The 16,334-nt window shown below is 61.4% G+C and carries 14 protein-coding genes and 1 pseudogene; 4 read left to right on the forward strand and 11 right to left on the reverse strand.

Annotated features, from left to right (window positions below; genetic code table 11):
* Positions 1–39: 39 nt before the first annotated feature.
* Positions 40–1,035, reverse strand: coding sequence for a succinylglutamate desuccinylase/aspartoacylase family protein (locus tag HX786_RS04600; RefSeq protein ID WP_178911772.1), 996 nt, complete (start codon positions 1,033–1,035; stop codon positions 40–42).
* A gap of 158 nt (positions 1,036–1,193) precedes the next feature.
* On the opposite strand from HX786_RS04600, the pseudogene HX786_RS04605 reads away from it, so the two are divergent.
* Positions 1,194–1,622, forward strand: a pseudogene (locus HX786_RS04605) (TetR family transcriptional regulator C-terminal domain-containing protein); the annotation flags it as partial.
* On the opposite strand, the gene HX786_RS31820 reads toward HX786_RS04605, so the two are convergent.
* The 7 genes from HX786_RS31820 to HX786_RS04635 form a co-directional block, all read right to left on the reverse strand.
* On the reverse strand, positions 1,578–2,576 hold the full coding sequence (locus HX786_RS31820) for a DMT family transporter (protein ID WP_008433732.1): 999 nt from the start codon (positions 2,574–2,576) through the stop codon (positions 1,578–1,580). The pseudogene HX786_RS04605 and the gene HX786_RS31820 overlap by 45 nt on opposite strands.
* Positions 2,573–3,271 carry an ABC transporter permease gene (locus tag HX786_RS04610; RefSeq protein WP_003217050.1) on the reverse strand — a complete coding sequence of 233 codons (699 nt, stop codon included), beginning with the start codon at positions 3,269–3,271 and terminating at the stop codon, positions 2,573–2,575. Before HX786_RS04610 ends, HX786_RS31820 begins: the two co-directional genes overlap by 4 nt.
* A 7-nt stretch (positions 3,272–3,278) precedes the next feature.
* Positions 3,279–3,983, reverse strand: a complete 705-nt coding sequence (locus tag HX786_RS04615) for an ABC transporter permease (protein WP_134326647.1) — start codon at positions 3,981–3,983, stop codon at positions 3,279–3,281.
* A 165-nt stretch (positions 3,984–4,148) separates the two neighbouring features.
* A complete protein-coding gene (locus HX786_RS04620) occupies positions 4,149–4,985 on the reverse strand; it encodes a transporter substrate-binding domain-containing protein (RefSeq protein ID WP_087692319.1) in 837 nt (278 codons plus the stop codon).
* A 25-nt stretch (positions 4,986–5,010) separates the two neighbouring features.
* On the reverse strand, positions 5,011–7,005 hold the full coding sequence (locus HX786_RS32165) for an aminotransferase class I/II-fold pyridoxal phosphate-dependent enzyme (protein ID WP_177047942.1): 1,995 nt from the start codon (positions 7,003–7,005) through the stop codon (positions 5,011–5,013).
* 103 nt (positions 7,006–7,108) lie between these two features.
* The gene (locus HX786_RS04630) at positions 7,109–7,900 is read right to left on the reverse strand and encodes a CDP-diacylglycerol diphosphatase (RefSeq protein ID WP_178911773.1); all 792 of its coding nucleotides are present in this window, start codon (positions 7,898–7,900) and stop codon (positions 7,109–7,111) included.
* Between the two features lie 69 nt (positions 7,901–7,969).
* Complete coding sequence (locus HX786_RS04635) at positions 7,970–8,953, reverse strand: aldo/keto reductase (protein WP_003217060.1); 984 nt, start codon at positions 8,951–8,953, stop codon at positions 7,970–7,972.
* A 111-nt stretch (positions 8,954–9,064) separates the two neighbouring features.
* Here HX786_RS04635 and HX786_RS04640 point away from each other — a divergent pair, with 111 nt between their 5' ends.
* From HX786_RS04640 to HX786_RS04650, 3 genes are all read left to right on the forward strand, one after another.
* Positions 9,065–9,976, forward strand: coding sequence for a LysR family transcriptional regulator (locus HX786_RS04640; RefSeq protein WP_102604648.1), 912 nt, complete (start codon positions 9,065–9,067; stop codon positions 9,974–9,976).
* Between the two features lie 102 nt (positions 9,977–10,078).
* Entirely contained in the window at positions 10,079–13,870 is a 3,792-nt protein-coding gene (locus tag HX786_RS04645) for a hypothetical protein (RefSeq protein ID WP_256734958.1), read from the forward strand.
* Positions 13,871–13,968: 98 nt separating this feature from the next.
* On the forward strand, positions 13,969–15,315 hold the full coding sequence (locus HX786_RS04650; RefSeq protein ID WP_178911774.1) for a sodium:proton antiporter: 1,347 nt from the start codon (positions 13,969–13,971) through the stop codon (positions 15,313–15,315).
* Positions 15,316–15,318: 3 nt separating this feature from the next.
* Here HX786_RS04650 and HX786_RS04655 read toward each other — a convergent pair whose 3' ends face one another.
* The 3 genes from HX786_RS04655 to HX786_RS04665 form a co-directional block, all read right to left on the reverse strand.
* Positions 15,319–15,459: a hypothetical protein gene (locus HX786_RS04655; RefSeq protein WP_003217070.1), complete on the reverse strand. Its 141-nt coding sequence runs from the start codon at positions 15,457–15,459 to the stop codon at positions 15,319–15,321.
* Positions 15,460–15,470: 11 nt separating this feature from the next.
* Complete coding sequence (locus HX786_RS04660; RefSeq protein WP_003217072.1) at positions 15,471–15,683, reverse strand: hypothetical protein; 213 nt, start codon at positions 15,681–15,683, stop codon at positions 15,471–15,473.
* 72 nt (positions 15,684–15,755) lie between these two features.
* A complete protein-coding gene (locus HX786_RS04665) occupies positions 15,756–16,301 on the reverse strand; it encodes a hypothetical protein (protein WP_003217074.1) in 546 nt (181 codons plus the stop codon).
* Positions 16,302–16,334: the final 33 nt, after the last annotated feature.

A 16,334-nucleotide genomic window follows, 5' to 3' on the forward strand; every position in this document is an offset into this window, starting at 1 on the left:
ATACCAGCCATGACCGAAGAAACGGATATGTACTCCCGCCTAAGGATCCAACACCCCCCCGCTGTACCCCTCAGACAACCGCGTCCCGGTAAACTTGGCCACCACCGAACCCTGTGAAACCAGCCGCTCCCGATGCCCCGTCACCATCCGCCCGGTTTGCGCCGCATGCAGCACAACCTCAGAAGCCGGATCCCCAGGCCGCCGAATAATCCGCGCAAACCGCTCACCCTCTTCCACCTGTTCACCCAACCCTTTTTCAAACACCAACACCCCGGCACACGGCGCCAGGATGGTCTCCATGCAGCCCATATCCACCACCTGCCCGTGCCATTGCGCAATCACCGGCGCCTCATCAATCACCCCACTGGCACAAAGCCAACCCCAGATCCCATCACCATCCTGCCCGGCCAGGGCATCACTCACATCCGCCTGCCCACGCAATTCAATCGTCGCCGCCAACCGCGGCTGCCCATGATCAATGATGGTCTCCTCAAACGACCCATCACCGCCCTCGTCCCAGACAATCACCACATCCACCTGCAACGCCGCCGCCAATACCTGGCCCTCTGGCCAAAAGCTGCGGTGGATGTAGAGATATGGCAGGGCTTCATCATCGGTGTGCAGGTCCAGCACCAGGTCAGCATCGGCGGCCAGTTGCACCAGGCTTTTCTGCCATTGCGCCAGGTTGCTGGCCGGCCGCTCCATGGCCAATGAATGATCAAACGCCCGGTTGAAATTCTGCCCGGTGGCTTCGTGAAACCGCCCCAACAACCGCCCCTGGCGAAACTGGCCAATGCCAAACGGGTTGGCCTGGGGCACCACCGTCACCGTGCCCTTGAGCCGGCCCTGATCCTGGCAGGCCTGCAAACGCGGCAGCAGTTGATGCAACACCAGCATTCCGGCGATTTCATCGGCATGCACACCGGCCTGCAGGTGCACCCGAGGGCCGTCGCCGTCACCCTCGAAGCGCCAGGCGCCAATGTGCAGGGTGTTCCCGGAATCCCCGGGGACTTGCCACGAAAGGTCTTTTGCCATGCCGTTGCCCTCCTCTTGTTGGTTCTGCAGGTATATATTGAACACACGTTCAACCATGTATCTTCACCGAGGGTGTGCCTGTGGCCGAAGACCGTCGCGACCTGTTGATTGCCGCCACCCTCACCAGCCTCGCCCGTGACGGGCATGCCGGCATTTCCGTGCGGCGCATCGCCGCTGAAGCCGGGGTTTCGGTGGGGTTGCTCAATCACCATTTCGGCAGCATCGATGCACTGATCGCCGAGACCTACCACAAACTCGCCAGCGAACTGACCACCGCCCTGTGGCAGGAAGTCGACCAGGCCGTGGGCCCTGCCGCGCGGCTCGATGCATTCCTCGCCGGCTCGTTTTCCTCGCGGGTCATGGACCCGAAACTGTTGGGCGTCTGGGTGGTGTTCTGGAGCCTGATCCGCCACTCGAACCACGTGAATGACTCCCATGAAAAAAGCTACCGCGCCTACCTCGAACTGATCCGCCAGTTGCTCGACGACCTGGCCGAGAGCGAAGGCTTCGTGATCCACGACACGCGCCTGGCCGCCATCGGCTTATCGGCGATGCTCGACGGACTCTGGCTCGAGTGGTGCCTCAACCCCGGCACCTTCAGCCCCGCCAACGGGCTGCACATCTGCCGTTGCTGGATACAGGGGCTGCGTCACGGAGCATTCGGCGCCGACCACATCCTGTGACACCGGGTGCCGGGCGCTGAGCATGGCCAGGGTGCCGCTGATGGCGATCAGCACGGCGCCGAAAATCAGCGACACGTCCATCACCGTGCCCCAGACCAGGCTCGACAGCAGGAACGCCCAGATCAAACCGGTGTATTCAAACGGCGCCAGCAGCGTCGCCGTGGCCCGGCGGAAGCTCGCAAACAGCAGGAACTGGCCAATCCCGCCCACCAGCCCCGCGCCGAGCATGCCCAGCCATGCCGGGGTCGGCGATGGCGTGTGGGTCCAGGGCAGCGTCAGCGCCATGCAGATTACAAACACCACATTGGTGATCAGCATCTGCTCCAGCACCGAGGTGTTGTCGTCCACCTGGCGCAACTGGATATAGGTAAACGCCCAGCACAGTGCTGCCGCCAATGTCAGGGCGATTGGCAACGGATCGAGCATGTTGCTGGGGCGACAAGCGATCACCACGCCGACAAAGCCGATGATCAGCGAAATCCACTGGCCGCGACTGGCGCGCTCCTTGAGGATCAATGCCGCGAGCAACGTGACCATGATCGGTGCGGAAAAATACAGCGTGGTCATTTCCGCCAGGGTCAGGTCTCTGGCGGCGGTGTAGTACAGCAGCCAGGCCAGCAGCGACAGCAGGCCGCGGATGATCAACAGCTTGCGGCTGACCGAGTGCCAGGCACGCTTGAGCAAACCCATTCGCCCGGCGATCACGCACGCGGCGACCACCACCAGGCTGCGCCAGAACAGGATGGTGAACACTGAGTAGTCGGCCACCAGCCATTTGATCCCGGCGTCCTGCAGCGCCAGGAACGCATAGGCCAGCGAGCACAGGGCAATCCCTTGCAACGAGCGATCGGTTTTCATCCGGCAGACCTGCGCAACGGTGTGCCGCGTCGCTCGGCAATCGCGTACAGGGCTTCAATCAAAAAGGTCAGGCACAGGTAGACCCCGGCCACCAGCAGCAGCGGCTGGTAGATCTGCAAGGTCTGGGCGCGTACCACGTTGGCGGCGCCAAGCAGGTCGACTACCGCAATGGTCGAGGCCAGCGCCGTGGACTTGAGCAGCATCACCGTCTCCCCCGCCAGGGTCGGCAGCAGCAGGCGCATGGCCCGTGGCAGGCGCACCCGCAACAGTGCCTGGCGTGGCGTCATGCCGAACGCCGAGGCGGCTTCCATTTCACCCTTGGGCACGGCCAGCAGCCCGCCGCGAATCACTTCACCGACGTACGCGCCCACCGACAACACCAGGGCGAACACGATGTACCAGTAACCGTCCCGCAGGAACGGCCAGAGGAAACTCCCGCGAATCATTGGGAACTGGGCAAACAGGCTGCCCAGGCCGTAATAGAAGATGTAGATCTGGATCAGCAACGGCGTGCCCCGCAGCACACTGGTGTAGCCCAGTGCGCAACGGGCCAGCCACTTGCGCCGGGACAGCCGCGCCAGCGCTACCAGCACCGCCAGGGCGAAGCCGAGCACTGCCGAGATCACCAGCAGCGACAGCGTCGTCTGCAAGCCCTTGGCGATCAGTCCTGCGTAATAACTTATCCACTCAGGCATGTGCGGCTCACTCGACAACCGGCATCCAGCGACGAATACGTCGCTCCAGGCGCCCGGACAGGTAGTTGGAGGCCAATGTCACCAGGTAATACAAGGCGGCGGCCGTGAGGTAGAACAACAGGTAATGCCGGGTCGAGCCCGCCGCCTGTTTGGCGGTGTACAGCAGTTCGTTGGTGCCCACTACGCTGATCAGCGCGCTGTCCTTGATCAGATTGATCCACAGGTTGGACATCCCCGCCAGGGCGTATGGCGCCATGATCGGCAGGGTCACCCGACGGAACAGGCCAAAGCCGCTCAAGCCAAACGCCCGCGCCGCTTCGATCTGGCCATGGGGAATCGCGAGGATCGCCGCGCGGAAAATCTCCGAGGCGTACGCGCCTTGCACCAGCCCCAGTACCAGGACCGCTACCAGCGGGCCGCTGATGTTGAACTGCGCAAACCCCAGCCACAGCATCAATGCGTTGAGGCCCATCGAGCCTGCGTAATACAGCAGCAGGATCAGCAGCAACTCGGGCACCGCGCGAAACACCGTGGTGTAGCCGCGCATCAGCATGGCTATCGGGCGCGGTGCACTGAGCTTGGCGCAGGCCACCACCAGGCCGATCAGCAGCCCCACCGCAAACGAGCCGGCGGAGATCTGCAGGGTCATCCAAAGCCCTTTGAGCAGTGCATTGCCCCAGCCTTGTTCGCTGAAGTTGAGTAGATCGAACATCGCGGCTCCCTATTTCGATGACACGCGGTGACCCTGTGACGAGGGCGCTTGCTGTGGCGAGGGAGCTTGCTCCCGCTGGACTGCGTAGCAGGCCCATTGTTTGGGGGCGCTTCGCACCCCAGCGGGAGCAAGCTCCCTCGCCACAAGCACTCTCTTTCTACCGGATTAGTTTGTGTAGGGGCTGTCACATACCTTGCTGACGTACGCCGGGGTGTCGGCGCGTTTGCACGGGCTGACCGATACCCCAAACACGCTCTGCGAGAGGTCGGCGTAGTCCTTGCTCACCAGCAACTCACCGATGGCCTTGTCGAGCCGGGCCTTGAGTTCGGTGTCTTCCTTGCGCAGGCCGGCCCCCACGCCGCGGCCGATGATCGGGTCGTAAGGCACTTCGGCGATTTCGGCCAGGCCCTGGGCCTCAGGGGTCTTGACCATCATGGCGATGGCGACGCCGTCGGCCATCATCAGGTCGGTGCGCCCGGCAATCAGGTCGGCGTTGGCCGATTCCTGGGTGTCGTAGTACTTCAGGTCAGCAATGTTCTCGTAGTACTTCTTCAGGTAGTTGGCGCTGACCGTGGAGATCTGCACGCCGATGATCTTGCCCTTCAGCCCTGCCGGCGAGACTTCGACCGTGGTGCCCTTGGGGCCGGCAATGCCCAGCAGCGAATCGTAGTAGGCGCGGCTGAAAGCGATCTGTTTTTCGCGCTCTTCGGTGACCGACATCGAGGAGAAAATCACGTCGATTTTCTTCGCCAGCAGTGACGGAATAATCCCGTCCCAGGCCACTTCCTTGATCTGGCACTCAGCCTTCATCAAGCCGCAGAGCTTATGGATCAGGTCGACTTCAAAGCCCGTCCACTCACCATTGCCGCCCTTCACCGTGAACGGTGGGTAGGGTTCTGCCGCCACCGCGAACACAATGGGTTTCTCCGCCGCCAACGCAGTACCTGCCGCCAGCATCAACACAGCACTGCTCAACCACTTTGCCAATCGTTTGGATTTCATGATCTTGCCCCGTCTTTTTTTGGAGTTAGCGAGTTTGATGCGCGTTGACGAACTGCCGGCAACGTTCACTCCGTGGGTCGATAAACACCGAGTCCGGCGAGCCGGTTTCCTCGATCAGGCCTTGATGCAAAAACGCGACTTTGGATGACACATCCCGGGCGAACGCCATTTCATGGGTCACCAGGATCATGGTGCGGCCTTCTTCGGCCAGGGAGCGAATCACCCGCAGGACTTCGCCCACCAGCTCCGGGTCGAGGGCCGAGGTGGGTTCGTCGAACAGCATGACTTTGGGGCGCATGGCCAGGGCTCGGGCGATGGCCACCCGCTGCTGCTGGCCGCCGGAGAGGAACGCCGGGTATTCATTGCGCTTGGCGGCCAGGCCAACCCGGTCGAGCAAGGCTTCGGCGCGCTCGATGGCTTCGGCCCGGCTTTCGCGCAGCACCTGGATCGGCGCTTCGATCAGGTTCTCCAGCACAGTGCGATGGGGCCACAGGTTGAAGTTCTGGAACACCATGCCGAGTGTCGAGCGAATCCGCACCAGTTGCCTGGCGTCGGCCACCAGCGGTGCGCCGGGCCGGCCGTAGTTGAGCTTGATGCTTTCACCGTCGACGTGGATGCTGCCCTGGTCCGGCACTTCGAGCATGTTGATGCAGCGCAGCAAGGTACTTTTGCCCGAGCCGCTGGCGCCGATCAGCGAGATCACCTCGCCTTCGTGGGCGGTCAGGGAGATGCCCTTGAGCACCTCGATATTGCCAAAGCGTTTATGCAGGTCGAGCACCTCAATCATCTTCTTCGCAGCCACCGGCTGTACGCTGATGATTTTCGCCGCAGGCTCGATTCGCGGTTCTCCGGCGAGCTTGGCGACGAAGCGGCTGATACGTTCACAGGCTTCGGCCAGTCGCGCTTCACCCAGGGTAAACGACAGCCGCACAAAACCCTGGGCCGGTTCGCCGAAGGCCGCGGCATCCAGCACGGAAACCCCTGCTTCGCGGAACAGCCGCCAGGCGAAATCCAGGGAGCCGAGGCCGGTGTCCCGCACATCCACCAACACGAACATGCCTGCCTGCGGGGCCCGCACGTGAATGCCCGGGCAACCGCCGAGGCCTGCTACCACCAGGTCGCGGCGGCGGCGGTAGGTTTCGCGCATGCCCTGGGTGACTTCATCGTGGGCCAGCACGGCGGCGGTCGCGGCCTCCATCACGAACCCCGGCAAGCCGTAGAGCATGCTCAATACCAGGGTTTCCGCGTGGGCCACCATCGCAGGCGCGGCGACGATCCAGCCGATGCGCCAGCCGGTCATGGCATGGGACTTGGACAGGCTGCCGATCACGATGCAGCGATCGGCCATGCCCGGCAACGCGGCCAGGCTATGGTATTCGCCATCGAACACCAGGCTTTCGTAGACCTCGTCCACCACTACCCACAGTTCATGCTCGATCGCCAGGTCAGCGATCACCTGCAATTCCTGAGGGTTGAGGACAACGCCGGTGGGATTGTTGGGGTTGGAGAAGAAGATCGCCCGGGTGCGAGGCGTAATGGCGGCAGCCAGCAGTGCCGGGTCGAGGCGAAAGCCCGAGTCGGCGGAACACGGCACCCGCACCAGCGTTGCGCCGCTGGCCTTGAGGGTCGCTTCGTAGGTGACGTACATCGGGTCGAGCACGATCACTTCATCACCGGCCTGCAACAGGCACAGCGAGGTGACGAACAAAGCGTTCTGCGCACCGGCCACGGTGATGACGTTTTCAGCGTCGAGCGGGCGAGCCAGGGACTGGCTGTAGCGCGCGGCGATGGCATCGCGCAGTGCCGGGCGGCCGGGGATTTCGGTGTAGTGGGTGTCGCCCTGGCGCAGGGCCTCGACGGCGGCGTCCGTGATGAACGAGGGTGTGGCGAAATCCGGATCGCCCACACTCAGGATGATGATGTCTTCGCCTTTGCTGCTGGCCTGGAAGGCAGCGTGGTGGATGTCCCAGGCGGCTACGCCCTGCCCTGCAATTCGCTCGACAAAAGGTGAAAACCGCATGCCAGTGCCTCTCGTTCAATCAGAAAAAGCGCAAGCCCGCCTGTTACCAGGCAGGGGGTGCAGCCAACATAATTGAAACTGAACACTCGTTCAACGGCAAACTTCACCGGATGTCGTTAACAGCTAAAACAGGTCGTTGTGGTGGTTTGCCCATCAGGTTGCACTGGCGGTCCTGCAGTTCTTCGGCGGAGGCCAGGTTCCATTCCTTGAGCGTCAACCGCGTGGTCAACAGTACGAAGTTGCCGTTCGCCGCCGGTGCCAACAGCAAGCTGTAACTGGCCATGGCGTCGCCCTGGGCCTGCACGTAGTCATTCAGGATGGCCAATGGGTCGCGCAGGTCGAATTCCACCGCCGACAACGTACGGGCACTGTAGGTATGCCCCTGCAGTTTTACCGGCAGGGTTTGCCAGTGCTCGTCGAGGGTTGCCGCGCGTTCATTGAGGGTGTTGAAAATGTCGGGGCGCAGGCAGGCGATATGAATGTGCAACTGGTTTTGCGTGCGGCCATACCGCGAGTTGATCGCCAGGGATACATAACGGTCGGCAATCGGCGTTTGCAGGCCGGCCGAGAGTACATCGTGGTGTTTCCACGCCTGGGCAAAGTAATGCGGCAACAAGTCCCGGGCCAGCGCGACGTCTTCGATTCCGGTGACTTTATCGGTGGGGATCAGTAAGTCCTGGTACGGGCCGTTGAGGTCCTTGAGCAGCGCGAACCCCTTGTCCGGATCAACCTCGAGGCAGGGGCGCGGATTCTGGTGCTGGTGCTGGTCGGGCACGCATTGACGGCTGACGATCTGCCACAGCACATCGGGATTGCCGCGCCATTTCCAGGCGGCTGCCATCGCCACCACACACAGCAAATCACCCATGATCTTGAACAAGGGACCGCGCTTCATGCCAAAAACCTCAACGCCAAAGGAATGTCTTTTGTGTTTTGCAGCTGCAAGACATCCCTGTCGCAAAGGTTAACGCTGGGCCGGGGCCATGAACTCCGGCCCTACCGGGTCTTTTATCGTGCTGGCCAGAATACGGTCGATATGTTGCAGGTCGTCGGCCGTGAGCTGCCAGCCGAACGCATCTTCAACGCCTTTGAGCTGCTCCGGCCGGCGGGCGCCCCACAGTGCAACCGTGGGGCCCTGGTCCAGCACCCAGCGCAACGCCAGGGCCAGCACAGACTTGCCGTGGCATTCGCGAGCGTACACGTCCAATGCCGCGACCGCCGCCAGGTACTGCTCAAAGCGTGGCGCCTTGAATTTCGGGTCGAGCTTGCGCACGTCATCCCCGGTAAAACCCGTGGCCGCGTGCATGCTGCCGCTCAACAAACCCCGGCACAGCGAACCGTAAGCCAAAACCACCAGTGAATTTTGCTTGGCGTACGGCAGGATATCGCTGTCGATCGCCCGCTCAAACAGGTTGTAGGGCGGCTGCACGGTGTCCAGGTGCGTGTACTGGCGGAAATCGTCCATTTGCGCAGGCGAATAATTGCTCACCCCCACGGCAAGGATCTTGCCTTCACGGCGCAGTTTTTCCAGCTCGCCGGCGGTTTCCTCCTGGGCTACCAACGGGTCGGGCCAGTGAATCTGGTAGAGGTCGATGTAGTCGGTTTCGAGGCGCAGCAGTGAGTCTTCGATTTCCTTGCGGATACGTCGGGCCGTGGCATTGCGGCGCACCGTGCCGTCGTCCCATTGCAACCCGGCCTTGGTGGCGATCACCGCCGTGTGGCGTACGCCGCGCAGGGCCCGGCCGATCAGTTCTTCCGACAGCCCAAGGCCGTAGACCGGCGCACTGTCGATAAAGTTGATGCCGCTGGCCAGCGCATGGCGAATGGTCTTGACCGAGACCTCATTATCGGCGCCGCCCCACATCGAGCCACCCATGGACCAGGTGCCCAGGGCAATCCGCGAGACGGCCTTGTCGATGCCCGGGATCTTGATGGTTTCGATACTCATGAAAAAGCCTCCGCCAGAAACAATCAGTAAAAAAACGATTACTCTAGATCATCCGTGGTTGAATCGGGCTCAACGCCGCGTGCAACCCAAACCCCATAAAAGGTGCTTGATATGGCTGCGTTCAACCGCTCCGAGTTGGCCGACCTGAATGTTTTCATGGCGATCATCCGTCGCCGCAGTTTCCGGCATGCTGCCAATGAACTTGGCGTCACCACCTCGGCCCTGAGCCACACCATGCGCAACCTGGAAACGCGCCTGGGGGTCAAATTGCTGTATCGCACCAGCCGCGCCGTAGAGCCTACCGATGCCGGCGTGGTACTGGCGGAAAAACTCAGTGCCGGCTTTGCGACGATCCAGGACGGCCTCGACACCCTCGAACTGTACCGCGAGGCGCCGATTGGCCGCCTGCGCCTGAACGTACCCCGGGATGCCGCGGTGCTGCTGATTTCGCCGGTGCTCGGCGAGTTCACCCGCACCTACCCGCAACTGCGCCTGGACGTGATGATCGAGGACCGCATGCTCGACATCGTCGCAGAGGGCTACGACGCAGGAATCCGCTATGGCGCCACGGTGCCCCAGGACATGGTGGCCGTGCCGCTGACCGGCGAGCTGCGCTGGATCATGGTCGCCTCCCCGGCCTACCTCGCACAGGCAGGGACACCTGCAGTGCCCAGGGACTTGCTCACGCACTCCTGTGTACGCATGTACCTGGGCGACAAGACCACCTACAAATGGGAACTGGGCAATGGCGCACGCCAACAGCGGCTCGATGTGCCCGGCCACTTCAGCGCGGCCGACACCCAGACCATCGTTGATGCGGCCCTGCAAGGCGTGGGTATCGCCTACTGCCTGGAGAATCGCGTGCTGGCGGAACTGGCCGACGGGCGCCTGGTGGAAGTGCTGCCCGACTGGGCCTGCATCGGCGCGCCGCTGTGCATGTACTACCCCAGCCGGCGTCAGTCGCAGCCGGGATTGCGCCAGCTGATCGACATGATTCGGCTGAGGACCGCGGCGCACCCTTAGCATGGGCGCGTAAAACGCCGTATCAAACTGCATGCCAGTGGGATGGAATCGCTGAGGGGGCATCGGGTACGAAGAGTTACACCCGCTGGAGCGAAGCGCTGCTTGGGTGTACTCGATAAATTACCGGATCCCCCTCCTATGACAATTGCTCCTACTCAGGCTACGGCTTCTTTCATTCCTTTGAACGCACCTGACAAGCCGCTTCCCCCGGCGCGGCTCCAGGCCGCAGCGCCGGAAAATGCCGCGCCAGGCTCCCCCGGGACCAGGATCCCCAGCCCGCGTGCCGATGCCGACGGTGAACTGGCAGGCCAGGTAGCCAGCGCGCTGCGTCAGGTCAAGGGCGACGGCCATGACGACGCGATCATGGTCGAGAACATTCCGCCGAACTCAACGTTCGGGCAGTGGTGGTCGCAGTTGGGGCGTGCCATGGAGTCCCCGCAAGTCCGTGACTGGATGAGGGAAAACGGGATAAACCCCAATTCAGTGATGATTGACCCCAATACCGGGAAGATCACCTACCAGCGCAGGCCCTCCGCCGCCGCGCAACCCAACGGCCCCGATGACAAAGGCTGGGCGCAGGTGGGCGCACAGGTCAGGGACGCCGCACGCGTTATCGGCGACGGTAACCCGATCCCCTTCAAACCGCCGCTCTCCCAAAACAGCAACAGTGCCCCCCTGTGGTTGGTGAGCCAATTCTACAAAGAGCAAGAACATATCCTGCCGGATCATGCCCACGAGCGTGCAGATGAGTTGGCGCGCGACAAAGCTTTTACCGGCGTGAGCGGCCCGCGTTTTGCGGACCTGCACGAAACCCGTGGTGAGGATGAGGTTGAGCGCCAGAAAGCCCTGGTGGGCAATACCCAGACGCTGAACACCGTGGGGCGTGAACTCAATTACCTGCTTGAGCGGATTCGATCGGGCAGCATTGGGAGCGGTGACGTTCTCGACTACCTGCAAAAGAATAAAGTCGAGCTTCACCCCGACAGCGCTTACCGCCAGGTCGGGAGCACCGACTCAGGGAGCACCATTAGCCTCAAGGAATTCCTTGAGATCAATGGCTGGGACGTGCCAACCACGCCCGAGGAGGTGGAGAACCTGACGAATTATCTGCTCAGGCCTGAACTCCAGACGCCGCTCCATGGCAATTATGGCGGTGCGCTGGAATGGCAGCCCCCGCTTGCGCCCGAGGCGGCGAATCAGCTGCGGTCCGACCTGCGCCGCGGCAAGATCGGCGACGTTGATTTGAACGGCGCCAGGAACGTAGTGGAATACCTCATGCAGGGCAAGTCGTTCACGCCTTCCGAGCTGGCTGACCCGCAGCGGGTGCTCGACTCGCTGATCCGCTCCCCCAAGGGCAAGGCGTTGGGCGAGGCCCTCCAGGCAAAATTTGACGCGCAGTCCATCAAAGGCAGTGCCACTGATTGGCTGTTGGCAGCCATGAGTGTGGACAAAGACAACTCGTTCCGCGCGACAGACCCCAGGTCCAGGCATCACATCGCCGGTTTTGCCGTGACCGGGAACAGTACCTGGGGCAAACCCGCCTCCGGTATCGTCAGCCGGTTGGCCGAACATCTTGTCAGCACCGGCAAGGCATCGTCACCCGAGGCAGCGGCGCTACAAGCGCATCTGCTGCTCTCCACCCGCGCTCCGGAGTTCCTGGTTAAAGACATCCCGGACCAGGTCACCCCGGGTTCACATAGTTGGGTCAGTTTTGTCACCGCGGTAGAACGCATCGAAGCGCAGTCTCCGGGTTCAACCGCAGGGATGTCCTATGGGCAGGTCATGCTCCACGCTGAGGTGGCGCCGGTCTCCGCCCAGGAGCGTTATGTCGAATATGCCGCCCAGCAAGAGGCGCTCAAGGATTGGGGAAGCGCGAACGGTATGCCGTATCCGGTGACCGAAGGCCAAATGAATGATGTACGCGATGCATTCGATGCGCAGATCACCGAGCTGAGCGCGGCCAGTCAAACACAGAGCATGCCGATGCCATTACGCAAGGAAATGGCCCTGGAGCAGTTGCGCAAAGCCCTGCCAGGCATGGATACGGCAACCCTGGAAGACAAGAGCATCACGCTGGAACCCGCCCATAGCGATTTCCCGGGGCCTTATTCGATCCTCGACTTGTATATGAAGGACGCGCTTCACCATCGACCTGGCGTCGAAGAACCACCGGCCGTAGGGGTACTTGGAATTGGGCCCCCGCCCCCCGCTGACAATCATTGGGTGACCTCATCCAGTACGTTGAACCTCAGCGAGGTGCTGGAAAAAACCAAAGACCTGCCAAGTATGCCGAACGTGTTCCAGGACGCGTTCGGGGAATACGCCGACGGCATCGAAAAAAGCGTCGCGGCCCAGGTCAAGTGGATGGTTTCGCGGCTCCCTGAAGAAGACCGTAAAAACCTGGAATACGGCGAAATCACAGTGGTCAGGGAAGTCGACGTCGATAAGGACAACTTTGGCAAGGAAACCCGCAAGCGGGTGCCCGAAGACAATTGCCTGCTGGTGAAAACCAGGCGCAAAAACCAGGTGCACACCTACGAAATCAATCTCAGGACCGCGAAGATTACCGAGCGTACGGACCTGGGTGACTTCACGGCAGGCAAACAGCCTTCCAACCACACCCATTACCATAAAGACCTGGAAGAAGTCATACCTTCGGGCGAGTACGCACCCGGGTTGACGGATGAAAAAATCCAGGACGCCAACCCCAAGAGCTTTGGCAGTGCCCGAACGTCTTATATTGCCGATGCCATGGTGACGGATGTTGATATCCGGTCATTCAAAAAAGAGGCCGAGGGGGTCACCACGCTTGATACCGAGGTTCCCTTTTACAAGAAAGTCAATGAATTCCTCCTCAACCTGATCCCCTTGAGGTCGGCAATCGTCAACTTTCAAAACGGCAACATCGGCGAAGGTGTCGGCGACCTGGCCCTGGATATATTTGGGTTTGCCGTGGGCCTCGGTGCGGCAGCCAGGGGGGCCAAGGCCGTGGCCGCCGGCGCATCGGCTTTCAGCAAGTTCGCCCAGGGCGCGAAGATTGTCGGGCGCGCGGCGCTGGGGAGTTTCAATCCGTTGAGCGGGGCTGATGATCTGGCCCGGAGTGCATTGAAGCTGGGGCGCACCACGCTGACCGCTGGACGTAACGGCGTCAATCATCTGCGTGGCGCCTTGCGCAGTGTCGACCTGACGTCACTGGCGAAAAAGCCCGGCATTGCCGAAGGCACTTACAAGGCGGCCAATGCGACCGAAGAAGCCAAGGTGTTTGCGAAGTTTGATGACGCCACCGGTAATTGGCACGCCTTGAATGTGAAAACCAGACAGCCCTTTGGCGAGCCGCTGGAAAATTTCAAAGCTGACGCCGTGCCGGTAGAAGCGCTTCGCGACAAACTGGAGAAGCTCCATGCCAAAACGGGATACACCGGAACAATCTGCTACGAAAAAACCATGTTCGTCGGGATGGCAGACAATGCACTCCCGTTGAAAACTCGCGAGGCCGTGCTGGGCAGTGTGGTCAGGAGCGGGGATTCCAATTACACGCAACGCTACAAGGATCTGATGGGTATTACTGTCGAGAATACCAGCGCCGTATTCAGGCCCGCGGACATTACCGAATCAGGCGTTATCAACTTCATGAGCAATAAAGCAGACGGCAATATCGTACACACCGCCTATATTCAAAAGAGCAGTGATGGAAAGCTCTATATCTACAACACCAACCAAGCCGGCCTGGACAAAGCCATGTTCGATGCCACTGGCACTCTTGATCAATCGGTCGGTGCAACGGTATTCAGTCTTGATAATGACGGGCTGCAAAAGTTTCTCGACTCGGGGTTCACCTTTTCCTTCACCCCAAACAGCACCCTCAATGCCAACGTAACACGCCTGGCGACCTGACAAACCGCGCATTGCCCGAGCAGGCAATGCGCGTTTTTTGAACCTCTCTCTCCCGGCAAACCTCAAACGTTCACACAGACCATGCCCGGGACTATTCAATGACCTTCATCCTATGGATGGCCGTACTGGGCGCGGTGTTGCTCACCCTCGCCCTCACCTCCTCCTACCTGCGCTGGATGCCGGTCACCACCTCGGCGGTGTGCCTGTTGCTCGGCGTGGGTATCGGCCCGCTGGGCATGGACCTGCTGCATCTGGACATCAAGGCCTCGGCCAGTTGGATGGAACACCTGACGGAAGTCGCGGTGCTGTTTTCGCTGTTCGTCAGCGGGCTGAAACTGCGCCTGCCCCTCAAGCACCGAACCTGGCGCATTGCGTTTGGCATGGCCGGGCCGGTGATGCTCTTGACCATCCTCGGGACGTGCCTGGTGCTGCATTGGCTGCTGGGGTTGTCGTGGGGGGTTTCACTGCTGGTGGGGGCGATCCTTGCGCCCACCGACCCGGTGCTCGCGGGCCTGGTGCAGGTCAATAACGCGCAGGATTATGACGCGCTGCGCTTCGGTCTTTCCGGTGAGGCAGGCTTGAACGACGGCACGGCCTTCCCGTTCGTGATCTTTGCGCTGATTTTCATGCAGCACGGCGGGTTCGACGGTGACTGGCTGGGCGGCTGGGTGCTGAAAAACCTGCTCTGGGCCGTACCTGCCGGGCTGCTCGTGGGCTACTGGATGGGGCGTGGCATCGGTCGCGTCACCCTGAAGATGCGTATCACCAATGCCGACAGCACCCTGTCACCGAATGACTACCTGACGCTGGCGCTGATCGCCCTCGCCTATGTGGTGGCCGAAGCCATCGGCGGCTACGGCTTCCTGTCGGTATTTGCTGCCGGCCTGGGGCTGCGCCAGGCCGAGTTCAAGTCCACCGGCAACTCACAAACCCCGGCGGAACATCTGGCACAGCCGGTGGTTGGCCACATGGAAGTTGAGCCGGAGCATGCGTTGCATGGCGATGTCGGGCAACTGCAGGACACGCAAATCGCCGCCGGGGTGATGATGGGCGACATGCTCGCCTTTGGTGCGCTGGTAGAGCGTTCGATGGAAGTGTTCCTGGTGACCTTGCTGGGCGTGGTGCTGATCAGCCATTGGGACTGGCGGGCGCTGGCGGTGGGGGCGGCGCTGTTTTGCGTGATTCGCCCCCTCAGCGTGCTGTCGATACCCTGGGGCGGCTTGCTGAATCGCCATCAGCGCGGGCTGGTGGGCTGGTTCGGGATTCGCGGGATCGGCAGCATCTACTACCTGTTCTATGCCATCAACCACGGGCTGGTGGGCACCAGCAGCGCGGTCGCGGTGAACCTGACGCTGTCAGTCATTGCCCTGAGCATCGTCGTTCATGGTCTCAGCACGCAGCCGATGCTGGCGTGGTATGAACGACGTGCCCAGGCACAACAATGACGTCTACTCCTGGTTTTCAGTGTTGCCGACGTCAGCGGCATCATCCAGGTCGTTAAGCGGTACTTCGGCATCATCCATCAATGAACCCGGGTCTTCATTGCCCGGGTCATTGAGTTCATCGTCTTCGTCTATTTCAACTGACATCACCGTCTCCTCTAACCGCCTTGGGTATCGATATCGGCATCGGTTTCAGGCTTGGGCTCGCGCTCGGGCTTGAAGTCTGGACTGTAGTCGTTTTCCTTGGCCTTGGGGTCGCTGGCAGGCTTGGGGTCCTTCGGCGCGTCGGCCGCGGTGCCGGGGGCCGGTTCGCCGCGGTCGATGGCGGGATCGTTACGGTTGCTGGTTTGCGGGTCGTTGTCTGTGCTCATGGCTCACCTCTGTTGGAAAACGCAGACTGCGTAAAGGTAAGGTCCCGTGCGGGTCGGTGAAGTTCCAATTGCTTATGAGCCGGGGTTGTCCACCTGGATGTAAAACGCGTAGGCCCCCAGCATCACCCAGAACACCATGAACAGCCAGGGCGCGCGCATCGAGAACAACAGCGACTTGCGATAGCCCTTGTGGGACGACTCCATCTCACTGAACAGTGGCGACTCATCGTAGGCCAGGCCCATCACCGGCTCGCTGCGCAGCAGTTCGCTCTGCTTGTAATGCCAGTGGTCGATGATTTCGTAGGCCGCCCGAATCCCCGGCCAGGCGTTGAGGGAACTGAGAATGCCCAGGGTCGCCAGGAACACGGGCACCACCAGGGTGAACAGCTTGCCCCATTCGGGGTTCAGGTTGCCCATGCCGGACACGAAGGCGATCACCAGGAATGACTGGGCCGTGAGGTAGGCGTCGGTGCGGTTGGCCAAAATGCTGGTTTCGTACTGGATTTCACGCCGGTAAAAGTCGAGACGGTCCTTGGGCGAACCGAAAATCTTAGCGTTGTGTTCGCTGTGGTCGGTCAGGCTCGATTCCGGGGTGTCGGGTGAGATGATTCTGGGCACATCCGTGCTCCGTGCTGGCATTTGAAGCAGTTT

This window comes from Pseudomonas sp. 21615526, assembly GCF_013386245.1.
Lineage (GTDB): Bacteria > Pseudomonadota > Gammaproteobacteria > Pseudomonadales > Pseudomonadaceae > Aquipseudomonas.